This is a genomic window from Erwinia sp. 009765445 (assembly GCF_058137865.1).
Window position 1 is genome coordinate 1 of sequence record NZ_JBYUWC010000018.1, and the last position, 18,976, is coordinate 18,976.

15 protein-coding genes are annotated in these 18,976 nt (G+C 52.4%); 12 read left to right on the forward strand and 3 right to left on the reverse strand.

Annotation, left to right across the window (positions count from 1 at the left end; all coding sequences use genetic code 11):
- Window positions 1-93 precede the first annotated feature (93 nt).
- Window positions 94-354 carry a hypothetical protein gene (locus AC3Y5R_RS18510; RefSeq protein ID WP_489922538.1) on the reverse strand — a complete coding sequence of 87 codons (261 nt, stop codon included), beginning with the start codon at window positions 352-354 and terminating at the stop codon, window positions 94-96.
- Window positions 355-500: 146 nt separating this feature from the next.
- Complete coding sequence (locus AC3Y5R_RS18515; protein ID WP_489922539.1) at window positions 501-1,121, reverse strand: phosphatase PAP2 family protein; 621 nt, start codon at window positions 1,119-1,121, stop codon at window positions 501-503.
- A gap of 199 nt (window positions 1,122-1,320) precedes the next feature.
- Here AC3Y5R_RS18515 and udk point away from each other — a divergent pair, with 199 nt between their 5' ends.
- The 3 genes from udk to asmA all read left to right on the forward strand — a co-directional run bounded on the left by udk (window position 1,321) and on the right by asmA (window position 4,502).
- Window positions 1,321-1,962: a uridine kinase gene (gene udk, locus AC3Y5R_RS18520; protein ID WP_158783553.1), complete on the forward strand. Its 642-nt coding sequence runs from the start codon at window positions 1,321-1,323 to the stop codon at window positions 1,960-1,962.
- A 103-nt stretch (window positions 1,963-2,065) separates the two neighbouring features.
- Window positions 2,066-2,647, forward strand: a complete 582-nt coding sequence (gene dcd / locus AC3Y5R_RS18525; protein WP_158783552.1) for a dCTP deaminase — start codon at window positions 2,066-2,068, stop codon at window positions 2,645-2,647.
- A 13-nt stretch (window positions 2,648-2,660) separates the two neighbouring features.
- The gene (asmA, locus tag AC3Y5R_RS18530; protein ID WP_489922540.1) at window positions 2,661-4,502 is read left to right on the forward strand and encodes an outer membrane assembly protein AsmA; all 1,842 of its coding nucleotides are present in this window, start codon (window positions 2,661-2,663) and stop codon (window positions 4,500-4,502) included.
- A gap of 42 nt (window positions 4,503-4,544) precedes the next feature.
- Here asmA and AC3Y5R_RS18535 read toward each other — a convergent pair whose 3' ends face one another.
- The gene (locus AC3Y5R_RS18535; protein ID WP_489922541.1) at window positions 4,545-6,125 is read right to left on the reverse strand and encodes a TerC family protein; all 1,581 of its coding nucleotides are present in this window, start codon (window positions 6,123-6,125) and stop codon (window positions 4,545-4,547) included.
- A gap of 803 nt (window positions 6,126-6,928) precedes the next feature.
- Between AC3Y5R_RS18535 and wbaP the strand changes: the two genes are divergently transcribed.
- The 9 genes from wbaP to AC3Y5R_RS18580 all read left to right on the forward strand — a co-directional run bounded on the left by wbaP (window position 6,929) and on the right by AC3Y5R_RS18580 (window position 18,854).
- A complete protein-coding gene (gene wbaP, locus AC3Y5R_RS18540) occupies window positions 6,929-8,362 on the forward strand; it encodes an undecaprenyl-phosphate galactose phosphotransferase WbaP (protein ID WP_489922542.1) in 1,434 nt (477 codons plus the stop codon).
- 280 nt (window positions 8,363-8,642) lie between these two features.
- Window positions 8,643-9,776: a polysaccharide export protein gene (locus tag AC3Y5R_RS18545; protein ID WP_489922543.1), complete on the forward strand. Its 1,134-nt coding sequence runs from the start codon at window positions 8,643-8,645 to the stop codon at window positions 9,774-9,776.
- A 15-nt stretch (window positions 9,777-9,791) separates the two neighbouring features.
- Entirely contained in the window at window positions 9,792-10,226 is a 435-nt protein-coding gene (locus tag AC3Y5R_RS18550) for an arsenate reductase/protein-tyrosine-phosphatase family protein (RefSeq protein WP_489922544.1), read from the forward strand.
- A gap of 12 nt (window positions 10,227-10,238) precedes the next feature.
- A complete protein-coding gene (wzc, locus tag AC3Y5R_RS18555) occupies window positions 10,239-12,422 on the forward strand; it encodes a tyrosine-protein kinase Wzc (RefSeq protein ID WP_489922545.1) in 2,184 nt (727 codons plus the stop codon).
- A 108-nt stretch (window positions 12,423-12,530) separates the two neighbouring features.
- A complete protein-coding gene (locus tag AC3Y5R_RS18560; protein WP_489922546.1) occupies window positions 12,531-13,430 on the forward strand; it encodes a glycosyltransferase family 2 protein in 900 nt (299 codons plus the stop codon).
- Between the two features lie 42 nt (window positions 13,431-13,472).
- Entirely contained in the window at window positions 13,473-14,597 is a 1,125-nt protein-coding gene (locus AC3Y5R_RS18565; protein WP_489922547.1) for an EpsG family protein, read from the forward strand.
- Between the two features lie 72 nt (window positions 14,598-14,669).
- Window positions 14,670-15,422, forward strand: coding sequence for a glycosyltransferase family 2 protein (locus AC3Y5R_RS18570; protein ID WP_489922548.1), 753 nt, complete (start codon window positions 14,670-14,672; stop codon window positions 15,420-15,422).
- 123 nt (window positions 15,423-15,545) lie between these two features.
- Window positions 15,546-16,580 carry a glycosyltransferase gene (locus AC3Y5R_RS18575; protein WP_489922549.1) on the forward strand — a complete coding sequence of 345 codons (1,035 nt, stop codon included), beginning with the start codon at window positions 15,546-15,548 and terminating at the stop codon, window positions 16,578-16,580.
- Window positions 16,581-16,637: 57 nt separating this feature from the next.
- Window positions 16,638-18,854 (forward strand): phage tailspike protein, encoded by a 2,217-nt coding sequence (locus AC3Y5R_RS18580; RefSeq protein WP_489922550.1) that lies wholly within the window; start codon window positions 16,638-16,640, stop codon window positions 18,852-18,854.
- The last annotated feature ends 122 nt before the right edge of the window (window positions 18,855-18,976 follow it).

The window sequence follows — 18,976 nt, forward strand, 5'->3', positions numbered from 1 at the left end:
ATCACTCCTGAATTAATTGCAGTCAATAGAGTATGGCACTGGCTACTTCAGGGAGGGGCGTCCATAACATCACTACAAACATTTTGCTCCAGCTCAGCAGCGAGTCCAGCGGAGTTTTTCGGTCCAGTAAAGCGCGGAGCAGCAGGCCAGCTGCAGGGGGAGTAATTTATTGGGCTGGCGGAAGACCAGAATGGTCATCAGGGCGGTGGAAAACCACAAAGGAGAAATCTGTCCGCTGACTTTTATTAACTCAACACGGAACAGCGTCAAGGCGAAAGAGAGTACGCCAAACATCATCGCGTTGGCCCACGGAGAAGAGGTGTGATCGGGGGCTAAAAAGGTCTCAGTCGTCATTCACAAATCCAGCAGGGCAACGGTTATGTCAGCTCGATCCAAGTTATTTTTGGCATGCTAACATAACCACCCCGGAATGCTTGTGGTAATTCAATTTACCCCTGTATTCGGACGATTGACGACCTGTTCTGCCGCGAAGCGCGGGCTTACTGACGCAGATTCAGCAGTTCGGAGCGCGTCCAGGCATGGTCGATGCCGGCAATCTGCACCGAAAGGCGTTGCAGAAATTGTTGGGTGGTGGCAATCCGGCCGTGGCCCATCAGTACAATCGGCACCAGCAACGCTACGCACAGCTGGCCGGTGGAGAAGCCTTTCAACTCCGAACGGCGCTGGCTGACCAGGAATGCAGTACTAAGAGTAAAGCCGAGGATCAGACCGGTAATCACTTCGCTTTTGGAGTGATAGTTGAGGATCAGGCGGGAAACACCCACCATCAAAGGGATCAGGTAGCCAATACCAATGGCCACGAACCGCCAGAAACTGGAGAGGCGTCCGCTGATCAGCCACAGCATCACCGGCCACAGGGTGGCGGACATCGCGCTATGGCCGCTGAAGCCGGTAAAGTTGAAGCGGGCGCTGCCGATGCCGAAACCCAGGAAAGCAATTTTAGACAGGCTGACAATAGCGCCAGCGGTGCAGAAAACCAGCGCCCAGTACCAGACGGCACGGCGGTCGCTGTTTTTCCAGGTGATCAGCAGAGCCATAATCACCGCGGTAGGGATAAGCAACATGCTGTCGCCGAAGTAGGTCAAAATATGCCAGGACACCAGAATTCCTTATGACTAAAAACGTGAAGTCAGTCTCATTAACATCAGTTTAACCTTCATCTGCAGGGGCGTATAACGGTAAAGTCTGAAAAGCTTTTTCACTCCATTTCACTGGCATCAACCCCCCGAAATCCTTATAATTACGCGCGAATTCATCCTCTCCATTGTCTCTGACAATCCGTAACCAGGTCTTTAATTTATGACTGATAAGTCGCATCAGTGCGTCATCGTAGGTATTGCCGGCGCCTCAGCTTCGGGAAAAAGTCTTATTGCCAGTACCCTCTATCGCGAAGTACGCGAGCGGGTGGGCGACGAAAATATTGGTGTCATCCCCGAGGATGCGTATTACAAAGATCAAAGTCACCTGACTATGGATGAGCGGGTAAAAACTAACTACGATCACCCCAGCGCGATGGATCACAGTCTGCTGCTGCAACACCTGCAGATGCTGAAAGCCGGGAAGCCGATTGATCTGCCAGTTTACAGCTATGTTGAGCATACCCGTACCGGGCAAACTCTGCAGCTGAAGCCTAAAAAAGTGATTATTCTGGAAGGGATCCTTCTGCTGACCGATGCGCGCCTCCGTCAGGAAATGAATTTCTCTATTTTTGTCGACACGCCACTGGATATTTGCCTGATGCGCCGCATGAAGCGGGACGTTAACGAGCGAGGCCGCTCAATGGATTCGGTAATGGCTCAGTACCAGAAGACCGTCCGCCCGATGTTCTTACAGTTTATTGAACCTTCCAAACAGTACGCCGACATCATCGTGCCTCGCGGCGGTAAAAACCGCATTGCGATTGATATTCTCAAGGCGAAAATCAATCAGTTCTTCGAATAGCCCGGCTGACTCCGGTAGCCGCTGAGAGGTTGCCGGTCCCTGTACAGGATGTGCAGTGGTGCAGAGCCGGATAGCTCACTTTGACTTTTATGGAGTACCCCCGATGAGATTATGCGACCGCGATATTGAAGCCTGGCTGGATAATGGTCAGCTGGAGATTTCCCCTCGTCCGCCGGTTGAACGAATCAATGGCGCGACTGTTGACGTGCGTCTGGGCAACCTGTTCAGAACCTTCCGCGGTCATACTGCGGCCTTTATTGACCTGAGTGGCCCGAAGGATGAAGTCAGCGCCGCGCTGGATCGCGTGATGAGCGATGAGATTGTGCTGGCCGAAGGCGAGGCCTTTTTCCTGCACCCGGGAGAACTGGCGCTGGCCGTGACGCTGGAGTCCGTTACGCTGCCCGATAACCTTGTTGGCTGGCTGGATGGGCGATCGTCGCTGGCCCGTCTGGGACTGATGGTTCACGTTACCGCGCACCGCATTGATCCGGGCTGGCAGGGCCGGATTGTGCTGGAGTTCTATAATTCAGGTAAGTTGCCGCTGGCGCTGCGTCCGGGCATGCTGATTGGCGCGCTGAGTTTTGAGCCGCTTTCCGGGCCTGCCGCCCGTCCTTATAACCGTCGTCAGGACGCGAAGTACAAAGGACAGCAGGGCGCGGACGCCAGCAGGATTGATAAGGATTGATTAAGGGGAAGGCATGAGAAGATTCATTACCACGCTGGCGATTCTGCTGGTGGTAATTGTGGCCGGAATGACTGCGCTGGTGCTGTTGGTCAATCCCAATGATTTTCGCGCCTATATGACCCAGCAGGTTGAACAGCGCAGCGGTTACCGCCTGGCGCTCAATGGCGATCTCCGCTGGCACGTCTGGCCGCAGCTCAGCATTCTCTCTGGCCAGATGACCCTGACCGCCCCGGGTGCACAGCAGCCGCTGGTCAGCGCCAGCAACATGCGGCTGGATGTCAAGCTGCTTCCTCTGCTTTCCCATCAACTGGCGGTAAAACAGGTGATGTTAAAAGGGGCGGTGGTCCGCCTGACGCCAGACAGCGAAGCACAAAGCCCTGCCAATGCGCCGGTCGGGCCTGCTGATTCAGCTCCGCCGGAAAGCAGCCACGGCTGGAAATTCGATATCGACCAGCTGCGCGTGGCTGACAGCCTGTTGATCTGGCAGCAGAGCAACGGCGAGCAGCTTAACGTGCGCGATCTGAACCTACAGCTTTCGCAGAATCAGCGGCGGCAGGCACACATTGAAATGAGCAGCCGTATCAGCCGCGATCAGCGTGAACTGCTGGTCAGTATCAATGCTGATGCGGATCTCAGCCGTTATCCACAGCACCTTTCTGCGATGATTAACCAGCTGGATTACCAATTGACCGGGGCCGATTTGCCCACCGAGGGGCTGAAGGGGCAGGCGAAAATGCAGGCCGACTGGCGGGGTGATAACCAGGCCTTCAGCCTGAAAGAGATGGCGGTCAGCGCCAATGACAGCCAGCTTGAAGGCAGCGCAAGCGGCACGCTGGCCGGGCGGCCACAACTGAAGATTGCTCTGCACTCGGCAATGCTGAATATGGATTCGCTGCTGGGGCTGGAAACCGCGAACGTCAGCGACACGCAAGGCGTGGAGGCACAACGCTCCGGCCCGGGACCGGTGATTTCACAGCCGACGGAGCATGACAATGCCGATTCGCCGCTGAATGCGCTGGACGGAAGTCTGGCGCTGGCGGTTGACAAGATGCGCTGGCGCGGGATGGACTTTGACCAGGTGGCGCTGAATGCCAGCAGTACTGATGGTCTGCTGAAGTTAGCCACGCTGAGCGGTAAAGCCGGTAACGGGACTTTCTCGCTGCCGGGCACGGTGAATATTCGCAGCCCGCAAACGCAGGTTGCTCTTCAACCCTCACTGCAGAATATTGCTGTTGCGCCGCTGTTGAAGGCCTTTGATATGCCGCAATCCTTAAGTGGCGATCTGTCGCTGACCGGTAATTTCACCGGGACCGGCCTGACGGTACCGTCATTCAAGCGCGCCTGGCAGGGGAGTGCAGAGCTGAGTCTGAACAATGCGCAGATGGCCGGTCTGAACTTCCAGCAGATGATCCAGCGCGCAGTTGAACGTAACAGCAGCCGGGTTCGTGGTCCGTCGAAAACGGAAGATGGCAGCAATCTGCAGCAGATTAAAGGCAGCGCGAAGCTCAACAACGGCCAACTGACGTTTGGTGATTTGCAGGGGCACTCCTCAATGCTGGACTACAGCGGGAAGGGCGGTGTGAACCTGGTGGATCAGCAGGCGGATATTACCTTTGGCGTGACGGTGACCAAAGGCTGGCAGGGCGATGATGCACTGGTAAGCCGATTGCAGCAAACGCCGGTGCCGCTGAGGATCTACGGTCCGTGGTCGTCGCTGAACTACTCGCTGCAGGTCGATCAGGTTCTGCGTCAGCAATTGCAGGACGAAGCGAAGAAACGGCTGAAGCAGTGGTCGGACCGTAATCAGAGCAGCGACAAGAACAGTTCGGTGCAGAAGCTGATCAAGGATTTATAACCGTAAGAAAAAGAGTCGCTGATATCCTTAACAGCGACTTTTTTAAACTTCGTAATCCGGTTCTTCCACCTTCAGTGGAATAATCTGCACCTTCTGCACACGGTGACTCTCCACCTGCAGAGTACGGAACAGGTACTCGCCGACCTGAATCTCTTCTCCTTCCTGCGGCACCCGCTGCATATGCTCCATCAGCAGACCGGCCAGCGTGTGGAATTCGCGTTTCTCATCCAGCGGCAGTTCAACGTACATTACCAAATCTTCCAGAGGCATATGCCCGTTCGCTGTCCAGCTGCCATCAACATTTTGCTGAATGTCATAGCGCGGATCGATCGCTTCTCCTTCGTTGGGCAGATTACCGGCAATCGTCTCCATCACGTCACTTAATGTCACTACCCCTTCCACCGAGCCAAACTCATCCACCACAAAAGCAAAATGGGTGCGGGCTGTGCGGAACTGTTCAAGGGCAGGGAGCAGAGTGAGCTGCTCCGGAAAGACCAGGGGCTGGCGGATCAGTGCACGGATATCCAGGCTGTCGCCATGCAGCGCCTGCTTCAGCAGATCGATCACGTGCACCACGCCAAGAGGATCGTCGCTGTTCTCCGTCACCACCAGTCGCGTGTGCTGGTTGTTGTCGAGCAGCGCCATGATTTTCTCCGGCGATTCACTCAGGTCAATGTGCTCAATATCGTGACGCGAAGTCATGATGCTGCTGACGGTGCGCTGTCCCATCCTCAGCACCCGGGCAATCATCATCCGCTCCTGCTTATTGAAGATCGCGCGATCCTCTGCGTTGTCAGCTACCAGCGAGGAGGTTTCAGCATCCAGCTCTGCCTGTTCATGGCTGCCGCGCAGTAAGCGCAGCACGGCTTCGGCAGTGCGCTTACGCAGGGGCGACTTCGCCGAGAGAAAACGCCTGCGGTTAAACTGCGCCAGCTGATTAAGTGCCTCGATAATCACCGAGAAACCGATCGCGGCGTAGAGATAGCCTTTCGGAATATGGTAGCCAAAGCCATCCGCCACCAGGCTGAAGCCAATCATCAGCAGGAAACTGAGGCAGAGGATCACAATCGTCGGGTGTTCGTTAACAAATCGGGTCAGCGCCTTGCTGGCCAGCAGCATCAGCAGGATGGCGGCAATCACCGCTGCCATCATCACCGCAAGGTTATCCACCATCCCAACCGCAGTAATTACCGAGTCCAGCGAGAACACCGCGTCCAGGACCACTATTTGCGCGACTACCGGCCAGAATTTAGCACCACGCTTTTGTGGATTTTCATCCTCGTCCTTTCCTTCCAGCCGTTCGTTCAGTTCCATGGTGGCCTTGAACAGCAGAAACACGCCGCCAACCAGCATGATCAGGTCACGTGCACTGAAAGGGTGCCCAGCCAGTGTGAAGAGGGGAGAGGTTAAGGAAGAGAGCCAGGAGATAGAAGCCAGCAGCAGCAGACGCATGACCAGCGCCAGCATCAGACCCGTTATCCTGGCCCGGTCGCGCTGCGAGGGGGGAAGTTTCTCTGCCAGAATGGCAATGAACACAAGGTTATCAATGCCCAGCACCAGCTCTAACACGATCAGGGTGACCAGCCCAGCCCAGATTGACGGATCGGCGATCCATTCGAACATCACACGCTCACCACTACAGGTTACAGGAATGCTCATGATGATAGTGAACGCAGCGCGATTCAACAAATAATAGCCGTGCGGGCTGACCCAGGCTCAGATTATCGCCAGCCACGGGATTATCATCATTTGAAATTACCAGGATAAATCTGGGGAATATCCGCCGTTTTATTTTCAGGACAATTCGCATAGGTCAGAGCTGTGAACTGAGGGATACTTATAGCGTGAAGACGAAGCGTTCAGGATTATTCTTATTTTTAGATCGAATTATTCTGAATTTTATCCGGAGGCAAAAGATGAAATGCACGGTATAGACTGGAGCGAAAGGTAGTCTTAATCCTAAAAGACAGTGCGGGTGCGGGCAGACTCTTGTAAACAGGCCAGTAATAACTAGTATAGCAACGTGTTAGTAAATGTCTGCGTTAATGTAACGATTAGCAAGGCGCGTCTTTTTCGTCCGGTTGCAGGATGCGTAAGATGGCTAATGCATGAGCCTGCCGATCGGAGAGGACAGGATAAAAGCAACAAGGTGAAAGCGCGTTACAGCACATTGGCAGCTACAAGCCAGGGGCGGTAGCGTGTCACGAAAGGGCGGGTCTGGTCCGTTTCGCTGCATTTTTCACCCTCTTTGTTGTTGATTTTACATGTCTAATTTCACGCCGCACCGCCAGTTACGATGACCTTTTAGCACGACTCCCAAATACGTTTCCTGTGTAATAAATGACGTGATGAGAAAACACGCAATTATTTTCAGCGGTGGAAATTAATAAATCACAGGCTTCCGAAGAAAAAATTAAGAGTTAACTATGCGCGATATAGAATTCACCTTTAAAGGGCTGTTAATTAAACTGTCACTGGCACTTTCAGACCTGATTTTTTTTAATGCCTCTTTGTTTATTGCAATCTTATTGATGAATGCATTACCAGGTAATTTGCTTGATGATATTCCTGCACAAGATCTGCATTTGAAAATTGCTACACATATTATCCTCTCTGTGATTTGTATCGGCTGGTTCTGGGTTCGCCTGCGCCACTATACCTATCGCAAACCATTCTGGTTTGAGCTTAAGGAAATATTCAGAAGTGTCCTGATTTTTTCCGTTATCGATTTGTCAATTACCGCTTTATCTAAATGGGAACTTTCCCGATGGATTTGGATCCTGACCTGGTTACTGGCACTGGTATTTATTCCGGTTGGCCGTGCGGTGATCAAACGCCTGCTGAATCATTATGGTCTGTGGAAGCGTCAGTCGATCATTATCGGCAGCGGTAAAAATGCGGAAGAAGCCTATATGGCGCTGCAGAGTGAAGAGGTGATGGGCTTTGACGTGGTGGCATTCTACGATGTGGATGGTACTACTCCTGCTCCTGCCCTGTTCGGTATTCCGGTGATCCGTGAAGAAGACGCCTTATGGCAGATGGTTAACGGCGACACGCAATTTATCGTTGCGGTTGAATTTGAACAGAGCCATCACCGCGATCTGTGGCTGAAGAATCTGGCTAAACATAACTGCCGCTCCGTTTCCGTGATACCTTCATTACGCGGCGTTCCGCTTTATGGCACGGATATGGCATATATTTTCAGCCATGAAGTGATGATCCTGCGGGTCAGCAACAATCTTGCCAAGCGGACTTCACGCTTTGTCAAAAGGGCGTTTGATATTGTCGGCGCACTGGGGATTATCATCATGCTGATGCCTGCGCTGGCGGTACTGATCTTTATGGTCGCCCGCGACGGCGGTAACCCAATTTATGGTCACGAACGTGTGGGGCTGAACGGGCGCAAGTTTAAATGCCTGAAGTTCCGCTCGATGGTTGTGAACTCGAAAGAAGTGTTGGAAGAAGTTCTGCGTACCGACCCGGTTGCCCGGGCGGAGTGGGACAAAGATTTCAAACTGAAAAACGACCCGCGTATTACACGTATTGGTCACTTTATCCGAAAAACCAGTCTCGACGAGTTGCCACAGCTATGGAATGTGGTGCGCGGCGAGATGAGCCTGGTCGGTCCGCGTCCGGTGATTGAAGATGAGCTGGAGCGTTATGCCGGTGATGTGGATTACTACTTCATGGCTAAACCGGGTATGACTGGCCTGTGGCAGGTCAGTGGCCGTAATGATGTGGATTACGAAACTCGCGTCTACTTTGACTCCTGGTATGTGAAAAACTGGTCACTGTGGAACGATATCGCCATCCTGTTCAAAACGGTTGGGGTAGTTTTGAAGCGCGATGGCGCTTACTGACAGAAGCGTTTTTCTGTCCTGCCGGTGCTGATGTACCGGCAGTGCTGGCGTCTATTGACTGTTAACTGTCATTGACTTGCGTGCTAAACAAACTTTTTTTTGACGAATGTTAAGCGTCGGCTTTAATCAAACCGGCAAGGCATAAAAAAGGATAGGGAGTTTAAGATAATGACCGACAGTTACAGTGCCTGATCAAGTGATTCACCTTATTACTTTTGCATGACGCTACACAGCGGCGGATTCGCCACTATCAATCAAATTACTGATAGCGATGATATAGATGATTACAATCAAAACGAAAGTATTACCCTTGTTGATAACGGCTACCCTGCTTTCCGGCTGTACCGTGGTGCCTGGCTCAACGATTTCGACCAGCGGAAAAGATGTTATCAAGCAGCAGGATAGCGATTTCGATATCGATAAGTACGTCAACGTCTTTCCACTCACCCCAGGCCTGGTTGAGCAACTGAAACCAAAACCCGTTGTGGCCCAGCCTAACCCTGAGCTGCAAACCGAGCTGCAGAGCTACGAATACCGGATTGGTATCGGCGACGTACTGACCGTGACCGTCTGGGATCACCCGGAATTAACCACCCCGGCAGGTCAGTACCGTAGCGCCAGCGATACGGGTAACTGGGTCCACTCCGATGGCACCATTTTCTATCCGTACATCGGCCGTGTTCGCGTGGCAGGGCGTACCGTTCAGGAAGTGCGTAACGAGATTGCTAATCGTCTGGCACAGTACATCGAAAGCCCTCAGGTTGACGTCAGCGTGGCTTCCTTTAAGTCACAGAAAGCTTACGTGACGGGCGAAGTGACCACCTCCGGCCAGCAGCCAATAACCAACGTGCCGCTGACTATCCTTGATGCGGTTAACGCCGCGGGCGGCCTGACTGCTAACGCCGACTGGCGTAATGTGGTGCTGACCCATAATGGTCGCGAAATTCCAATCTCCTTACAGGCTCTGATGCAGAACGGCGATCTGTCGCAGAACCACCTGCTGTACCCAAGCGACATTCTCTATATTCCGCGTAACGACGACCTGAAAGTGTTCGTGATGGGCGAAGTAAAACAGCAGGCGACGCTGAAGATGGACCGCGCCGGTATGACACTGGCTGAAGCACTGGGTAACGCGCAGGGTATGGACCAGGCCGTGGCGGATGCGACCGGCGTGTTCGTTATTCGTCCGACCAAAGGACCGAACCGTAAGAAGATTGCCAACATTTACCAGCTGAACGTCAAAGACGCATCGGCCATGGTCATGGGCTCAGAGTTCCAGCTGCAGCCGTATGACATCGTCTACGTGACGGCGACGCCTCTGGCACGCTGGAACCGTGTCGTTTCTCAGCTGGTCCCAACCATCACCGGTATCTACAACGCCAGCGAAAACGCCCAGATTATTCATAACTGGTAACCACCGGAGAACATTATGATTAATTCAATCTTAGTGGTCTGCGTCGGCAATATCTGCCGCTCTCCTACCGCGGAGCGGATGCTCAAAACGGCTCTGCCAGGCAAGGACATCGCCTCAGCCGGATTGAGTGCCGTGGTGGGTCACGCGGCTGACGACACCGCAAGCAGCGTTGCCAGTGAACACGGGCTCTCGCTGGATGGGCATATCGCCCGCCAGCTGACCTCAGGCATGTGCCGGGATTACGATCTGCTCCTGGTAATGGAAAAAAAACATGTCGATCTGGTTAACCGCATCAACCCCTCCGTTCGTGGCAAGACCATGTTATTTGGCCACTGGCTCAACCAACAGGAAATAGCGGATCCCTACAAGAAAAGCCGCGATGCCTATGAAGCCACGTACGGATTACTCGAAAACGCTGCCCAGAAATGGGTCAACGCATTAAGCCGATAGTTGGGATTATCCATGAATATAAAAAGTAAGGCACCGTCAGCGTCGCAAGAGGACTCATCCGGATGGGACCTGGCGCATCTCGTGGGACAGCTTGTTGATCATCGTTGGGTAATTGTTGCTGTTACGGCTCTGTTTATGCTGCTCGGCACCCTGTACGTTCTGTTCGCCACGCCGATTTACAGTTCGGATGCGATGGTGCAGGTGGAAGACAAAAACGCCAATACCGTGCTGAATGACCTTAGCCAGATGATGCCGAACGCGCAGCCGATGTCTGCGACAGAAGTGGAAATCGTGACCTCCCGTCTGGTTATTGGCAAAACTGTGCAGGACCTGGGCCTGGATGCGCTGGTGCAGCAGAACTATCTGCCGGTCATCGGTAAGGGCCTGTCCCGTCTGATGGGTAACAAACCGGGTCAGGTGTCCGTTTCACAACTGAGTATCCCGGTCAGCTGGGAAAAGCCGGTTATGCAGCTGGAAGTTACCGGACCGGACAGTTATACCGTCAGCAAAGATGGTAATGAATTGTTCAAAGGTAAAGTCGGGCAGCTGGAAAACCACAATGGTGTGACCATGAAGGTTAACAGCATTCAGCAGGCCGATCCGGGTACGGATTTCACCGTGACCAAACTGACCCAGCTGCAGGCTATCAGTATGGTGACCAATAACCTGACTGTTGCCGATAAAGGAAAAGACACCGGTGTACTGGGCCTGACCTATCTGGGTGAAGATCCGGTGCAGATCAGCACCGTGCTGAATCAGATTATCAACAACTACGTTGACCAGAACATTGACCGTAAATCGGCTGAAGCCCAAAAAAGCCTGGTGTTCCTGAAGAAGCAGCTGCCGGATGTGCGCTCCAAACTGGATGCCGCAGAAGATAAGCTGAACGCCTATCGTCGTCAGAATGATTCCGTGGATATGTCACTGGAAGCGAAATCTGCGCTGGACTCTTCAGTCAGCATCCAGAGCCAGCTGAACGAACTGACCTTCCGTGAAGCGGAAGTGTCGCAGTTGTTCAAGAAAGATCACCCCACCTACCGGGCGCTGCTGGAAAAACGCCAGACGCTGGAAGATGAGCAGAAACGTCTGAATCAGAAAATTGGTCAGATGCCAGCTACTCAGCAGGAAATCGTGCGTCTGACCCGTGACGTTCAGTCCGGTCAGGAAATTTACATGCAGCTGCTGAACCGTCAGCAGGAACTGAACATCAGTAAAGCCAGTACCGTGGGCGATGTGCGCATCGTTGACCATGCTGAGACAGCTGCTGCTCCGGTCGCACCGAAAAAGCTGCTGGTGATCCTGGCCAGCATGATTCTGGGTGGCGTGGTGTCGGTGGGTTATATCCTGCTGAAAGCGCTGTTCCACCACGGCATCGACCGTCCGGATCAGCTGGAAGAGCGTGGCATCAACGTCTACGCCAGCGTCCCTCTGTCCGAATGGCAGCGTAAGCGTGATGCTGAAGCGCTGGCCCGCCGTGGTTCGCAGATAAAAGTTGATCCGCATAACTCGCTGCTGGCATTGGGTAACCCAACTGACCTGTCTATCGAAGCTATTCGCAGTCTGCGTACCAGCCTGCACTTCGCGATGATGGAAGCGAAAAACAACATTCTGATGATTACCGGTGCCAGCCCGGGGATTGGTAAAACCTTTATCTGTTCCAACCTGGCGACGCTGGTGGCGAAAGCCGATCAGAAAGTGCTGTTTATCGATGGTGACATGCGCCGTGGTTATACCCATGAGCTGCTGGGTGCCGCGAATAAAACCGGTCTGTCCGACGTGCTGTCCGGTAAAAAAACTTTCAGCACTGAGATGATTCAGAGCGGGCCGTACGGCTTCGACTTTATCCCACGCGGTCAGGTTCCACCGAACCCATCCGAACTGCTGATGCACAGCCGTCTGGGCGAGCTGCTGGAATGGGCGAGCAAAAACTACGATTTGGTGTTGATCGATACGCCACCAATCCTGGCGGTAACGGACGCCTCCATTATCGGCAAGCTGGCGGGAACCTCACTGATGGTGGCTCGCTTCGAGACTAACACCCTGCGTGAGGTTGAGTTCAGCTATCGCCGCTTTGCTCAGAATGGTATCGAAGTGAAAGGCGTTATCCTGAACGCCGTGGTGCGTAAAGCAGCCAATGCCTATGGCTACGGTTATGACTATTACGATTACAACTACAAGCAGAATGCAAAAAGCTAACTAAACAGGCGGGAACCTTTCGCCTTACGTGAAGAGTTCCTGGCTGACTTTTCTGCGGTTTTGAGTGTTCCAGGCCGTTTCAACTGGACGTAAAAAAGGTAGCTGGTAATGAAGGATATTTTCTTCTCGATTGTTATTCCTGCATACAATGCATCCGACTCTATTGTGACCACGCTGGATTGTGTGGCCGCGCAGACTTATCAGAATTTTGAAGTGATCATCATTGACGATAAGTCCGCTGATGCTGAACAGCTTGCCGAAGTGGTGAAAAATTACAGCCAGCTGAAGATCCAGCTGGTGCTTTCACAGGAGAAGTTGTTTGGTTCTGCTGCCCGTAATAAAGGGATCGATCTGGCGACAGGGGACTATATCTGCTTCCTGGATGCTGACGATGAGTGGCACAAGGACAAGCTGGCGGAATCACTGAAAACCATTCGTGAGCTGGAAGCGCAGGGTAAACAGAAAACCATCATTTTCAGCCAGGTCAATATCATTCAGGATGGCAAATTCCTGAAGGTGATGCCGATGCAGCCGGTCGCACGCAATGAAACCGTGGCCGAGTATCTGTTTGGCTGCTACGGCTTTATCCAGACCAGCACCATTGTACTGAAGCGGGAATATGCGGAAGACATCAAATTCGATCCGCAATATATCCGTCATCAGGACTATGACTTCTGTATCCGGGCAGATAAAAAAGGCTACGAGTTTGTGATGATTGCTCAGCCGCTGGCAAACTATCACCTGGTTTCCTCGTTTGGCTCCAAACACAAAGGCGAGTCGGTGAAATACTCCTTCTTCTGGCTTGATAAGATGAAGCCTCACCTGACGCAGCGCGATATCAACACCTACAAAGCGTATAAACTGCCGTTGCGCTATAAAATGGATGGAAAATCACTGCAGGCCAGCGTCAGTTTTATCCGTTATTTCTTCTTAACAAATAAAGATAACCGCACCTACTTTATCAATCGTCTCAAGGATAAGGTCAGAGAGCGATTAGGTGGTAAATAGCGTTAGTTTTCGTCCCGGAAAACTAGCCTTGTGGGGATAAGAATGGCCATATACTGGATAATAAGCTACACACTGCTCGTTTTTTGTCTTTTTGAACTGGCCACCATTAACCAGTCAGCACAGCCGAAAACCCAACGTGTCATTACCTATTTTTTCTTTATAGGAACCGTGGTTCTGATCCTGTTCGCCGGGATGCGTGGGCCGGGCTCAGGGATAGATGACTGGCAGTATCTTGGGTTCTTCCATGACTTTTCACGACAGACCAGCATGGAAGGGTACTCAACGGTAGCGGATGTCTATCGCTACGAAAACCTGTTCATGATTCTGGCCTGGGTGCTGGGTTGGTTTACGCATAACAGCTACTATTTCCTGCTGTTTGTGGCTTTTATTGCGGTAACTACCAACGCCTTTATCTATAAAAAATATTCGCCGTTGATTCTGTGCTCGCTGTGTCTCTACTCCGCGCACCTGTTTATCAACAAAGACATGAACCAGATCCGTTTTGGTCTGTCGAGTGCCTTTGCCGTGGCCTGTATCTGTACCGCGGCGGGCAGAAAATACCTGCTGGCGGTCATCTTCCTTGTGCTGAGCAGCCAGTCACACTCTACCGGTTATGCCGTGTTGATGGTGACGCCATTCCTGTTCCTGAAAGAGCGCAAGTACTTCGGTATTGCGATGGTAATTGCGGCTATTCCACTTGGACTGATCGGCGGCAAAAAGCTGTTCCTTGATTCGTTGGGGATAGTCCCGGCAATCGGTGACAGGGCAATGGGCTACAGCGGGACCACCTTTGACGTGGCGTCACCGGTGTTCGGTCTGGCTAACCTGAAGAATATAGCGTTTATTATGTTCTTCACTGTGGTCTATTTTAACAAGCCAATCGAACCCAAAGACCGGCTGGCGTACATGCTGCTCATTGCGTATTCTGCCGGTGCGGCCGTGCGTATCGTCTTCTCCGACTTCTCAATTCTCGGAGGAAGGGTGGGTAACCTGTTCCTGCACACGGAACCGCTGCTGCTGTCGTTTCTCATGCTGCGCATCAGAAACCCGCTGCTCAACTTCGGTTTGCTGTTCGCCATGACGACCTATTACCTGGCGTACAACACTATCCTCTCCGTTCAGTCGATAGACGGTTACAGTATTGCGCCGCTCTTCCGAATTTTTTGAGTCACTGGCCAGGTAATCTGGCCTTTTTTATTCCCAATTTTGGTCTTCCACGATTCACATGCAGGATTTCAGATGAATAATCAAATCGGCACAGTAGGCATTGTCATCCCTATGTATAACGCCCGTAACACAGTTTTACGCGCGGTACAGTCGGTACTTGATCAAACCTGGACGGGCTGGCGGATATATCTGATAAACGATAAATCAACCGACGATTCGCTGGCCTTCGTGCAGGAACACTGCCGCGATCCGCGTATCACCATTCTCAGCAACGAGGTGAACCTTGGTGCCGCAGAAACCCGCAACGTGGGGCTGAAGGCCGCGACCGAGGAGTTTATTGCCTTCCTTGACAGCGATGATGAGTGGGAAAAAGACAAGCTGATGCTACAGGTGCAGGCGCTGGCCGCCGGTGACGACCTGGTGATCTCTCATTACGGCTATAAATCGCGTACCAAAGCCTATGACGTCACCTACGGCAAACCTTATCTGATGAAAGAGAACTTTGTGAAAAAGCAGTTCCGTATCTGCTTCTCTTCCGTCTGCTACCGTCGTCCGGCCCGCCAGATTTTCTTTCAGAAAAAGGGCCACGAAGACTTCCTTTTTCTCTATGAATTATTCGATCAGTACAAACAGGCCCGGGTTATTGACCGAAACCTGGTTATTTATTATGAGCTGGGTGATTCCCTGTCGCGCAATAAAAATAAAGCGGCGAAGTGGCATCTCGATTTATTAAGATTTATCTATAAAAACAATCCTCTGAAAGTGTATTACTATTATCTCTGGTACATGGTTAACGGGGTTCTGTTCACGTTGAAGCACAGATAACCTGCCGGCTTGAAACGTTTCAGTCTTGCAATGACAAACGCCGTAGCCTGGGCTGACCGCTGGCACTGTTTGCCCGGTAGCGCAGGTTTTTAACATTGAAGTGATTGAGGTGGCGAGTCCGCGATGAAAAAGATAGTGCTGGTGATTAAAGACGCCTATTCCTATGCCGGAACCGAGAACATTTGTAACTTCATGTCCGAGTGTCTGGGCGATGAACATGAAGTGACGGTCTATTCACTGGAAGGCTCAGGCAAGCCGTTTTACCCGTTCGAAAAGGTGAAACAGATTGTCAGTTTTGCCGGTGACAGCAATCCGATCCGCAGTGCCGTAAAGCAGATTAATCAGCAAGGTTTTGACGCTGTTTTTCTGATCAGCATGGGGCGTCTGAGCGTGATGTTTGCGCTGCACAGCCTGCTGTCGCTGAAAAAGAAAAAGGCGAAAACCTACGCCTGCGAGCACATTGCGATCAACTCCTTCAGCAAACCAATTAAGTTCCTCAAATATCTCTTTCTGCGCTATTACGACCGCGTCATCGTTCTGACCGACAAAGATGACTCGGTGTTCACGCAGTGGGGCATGCCAAGTAAAACTATCCCCAACCCGGTGGTGTACAAAAATTTCCAGCGTACTCAGCGTAATTATCAGGCGCTGGCCGTGGGCCGTCTCGACTTCCAGAAAGGTTTCGACCTTCTGCTGGATGTCTGGCAGGGGTTCCAGGCCACCAATCCACAATGGAAGCTGGCGATTGCCGGTGACGGCGAGCTGAAAGATGAGCTGATTGCTAAAGCCGCTTCGCTGAATATCTCGGACAGCGTGTCCTTCGTCGGGCGAGTTTCCAACATCAACGACTATTATCGCGACAGTGATATGGCCCTGATGACCTCTCGTTATGAAGGGTTGCCGCTGGTCCTGCTTGAAGCGAAATCATGGTCGTTACCGGTGGTAGCCTATGACTGCCCGACCGGCCCGCAGGAGATCATCAACAACAACGAAGATGGTTTCCTGGTGGCAATGAACGATCGCGCCAGCTTTATCGAAAAAATGAACCAGCTCGCGCACAACGATGAGCTGTTCCACGCCATGAGCGAAAAAACTAAAACCACAGCCCTGAAATTTGACGGCAAGGTCATCAAAGAAACCTGGCTCTCGCTTGTTTAAAAAATTAATCCTCTGGAAACACATTCACGCCACACTAATGACTATGGGATTACATGAATGAAAAGAAGAGAATTAATTACCGGGTTCTCATCGATTCTTGCAGCCCTTTCTGTGAGTTCGTTTTCCAGCCAGGCCGCGAAAAAGAATGCTTCCGTTTCACTGACGGACGTCAATGCGGGTGATATACCAAAGGAAGATGTGCCGATCCTGACACCGGAAAATATCTATACCATGCCGGATCGTTTCTGGAAGAATTTCAACGGCAAACTCTATATCGGCAAGGCCGGTACAGACCCAACCCGACCGGGTAACCTGACCGATCTGTTCCTGCGTAACGCCAGCGGTAAGTTATCGAAAATTGAACAGCCGGTGACGCTGAACCGGGGTAATTTCCAGCATTTTATCTCAGATAACGCTGCGTTGATCGCCAATCCGGCCCACTCAATGGCGGTGGTGGATGACAATGGCCACGTGCTGTTCAACATTCCGGACGTCAGCCGTCCGGGGGCCAATAACTTCAGTCAGCGCCTCGCGCAGCCCGCAGGCTATCAGCTGATTGGTGAAATTGGTTCGGTCGCTGAATTACGCCAGACCCGCCCACTTTTTGAAGGTGCGAAGGTGAAGCTCAGCAGCTGGCACGACGGTCAGGAAGAGGGTGGCGGCGAATTTGTCGGCAGCCTCAGCGCCGCGCCGGACGATGGCGGTGTGATCTTCTCAGGGGCTGATTTCCACTGGCGTCGTGTGGTACAGGACTTTAACCATCTGACCCTGTTTGATTTCGGTGCCATTGATGACGGTAAGACCGATGCTGCACCGGCTATCCGGGCAATGTATGAGTGGTCTCAGAAGTCTAACCAGCAGATTTGTGTGCAGTTCCCGGCGGGAACCTTCTTCGTCAGCGGCTGTAATTTTGCGAAAGAGACAACCCGCTTCTTCCGTATCTCCGGGGCAATGGTCAACTTCGGTTACTTCCCGGCGACCACCATTATCTCAGACGGCAAGTCTGATTTCATTTTCCAGGTCAACGCCCGATGGGTGGAAATTAGCAACCTGATTGTTAATGGCCAGACCGACGGCCGCCCGAATGAGCAGGGCTTCTTTGATAATAAATGTCCGGGCGGCCAGTTCTTCCGCGGGGCCTGTCTGCGCTTCAATGCGCTGGGTGGCACCGCACTGAGCCTGATGGATACCCTCGACTGTAAGATCGATCAATGGTACGCCAGCAAGTGTACCGGCGATGTGATCAAGTCAGTCTGGTCAGGTCAGAAGACCGGCAAGTGGGATCACAGCACGGCTATCGAGCTGTCCAACTTTAACGCGCAGCACTGTTCAAAAGGCATGGTGCTGAACCTCGATCGCTGCAGCCAGTCGCTGATCCATAACGGCTGGATTGAACACTCGGAGAATCCGGGCAATATCTCCAACGGCCAGTGGATTATCGATGCGCTGAGCCTGGAGACCTGCAAAAACCCGCTGATTGCGCACAACTCACGACTGAACATGCGCCAGACTAATCTGCAGGCCGGGAGCTGGATTGATAACTCACGCGCCGACGGTGCCTGGCTGAGCGCCTTCGAGCAGGGGTCAACGCGCGTTGAATCCTATGGCGTCGCCGTTGATGGCAGCATGAAGTACAACTACCTGACCTCACGTTTCCGTCTGGTGAACAACACCAACCAGGAAAAGTGGTACGAACTCGGCAATATCTACAGCCCCGAAGTGGGGGATAACTGGGAAGTCGAGATCTTCGGTCAGGCCGGTTTCAGCAATGGCACCGGTAAAAATACGCTGGAGAAGGTGGTCGATGGCATCTCCACCGGTGGCAAGGCGATCATCAACCTGCAGCGTAAAACGCATAAGTTTGAAGCGAGCTGGCACGCGGAAGGCGCCAGTCCGATCGTTGATGTGATGATTGAGACACCGCATGACACCGACGTTCGCGTCTACGTCAAACTGGCAGGCTGGTTAGCGTCTGCTGGCGTACTGATGAAGTCCACCGCGAAAGATCGTTTTCTGACCGGTTCCTGTGCTCGTTTCGACAGCAAAATGGCGGAAGTCAAACAGCCATCTGGCGATAACGCTCACCGCGCCGTTCAGCGTTTTACCCTGCACAACGGCAAAGCCGGTATCGGTGCCAATGAGCAGGGCGATCTGCTGATGCAGTCACGTGTGCTGAAAGTAGAAGAGGTCGATACCTCCAAAGCGGAAGGCTACATTTCGATGGTCATAAACGGCCAGCAGGTTGCTGTGCCCTATTTTGCTATCAGGAAGTAAAAATTTGGGGGCGGTGCCTGACAGGGTCAGCCGCTCCTGACTATTCTCGGGTCTCTCTGACAGGGGGCGCTCCGAATGATGCTAAAAGTTTTCACCGGGTGAATACATTAGTTAAAAATATA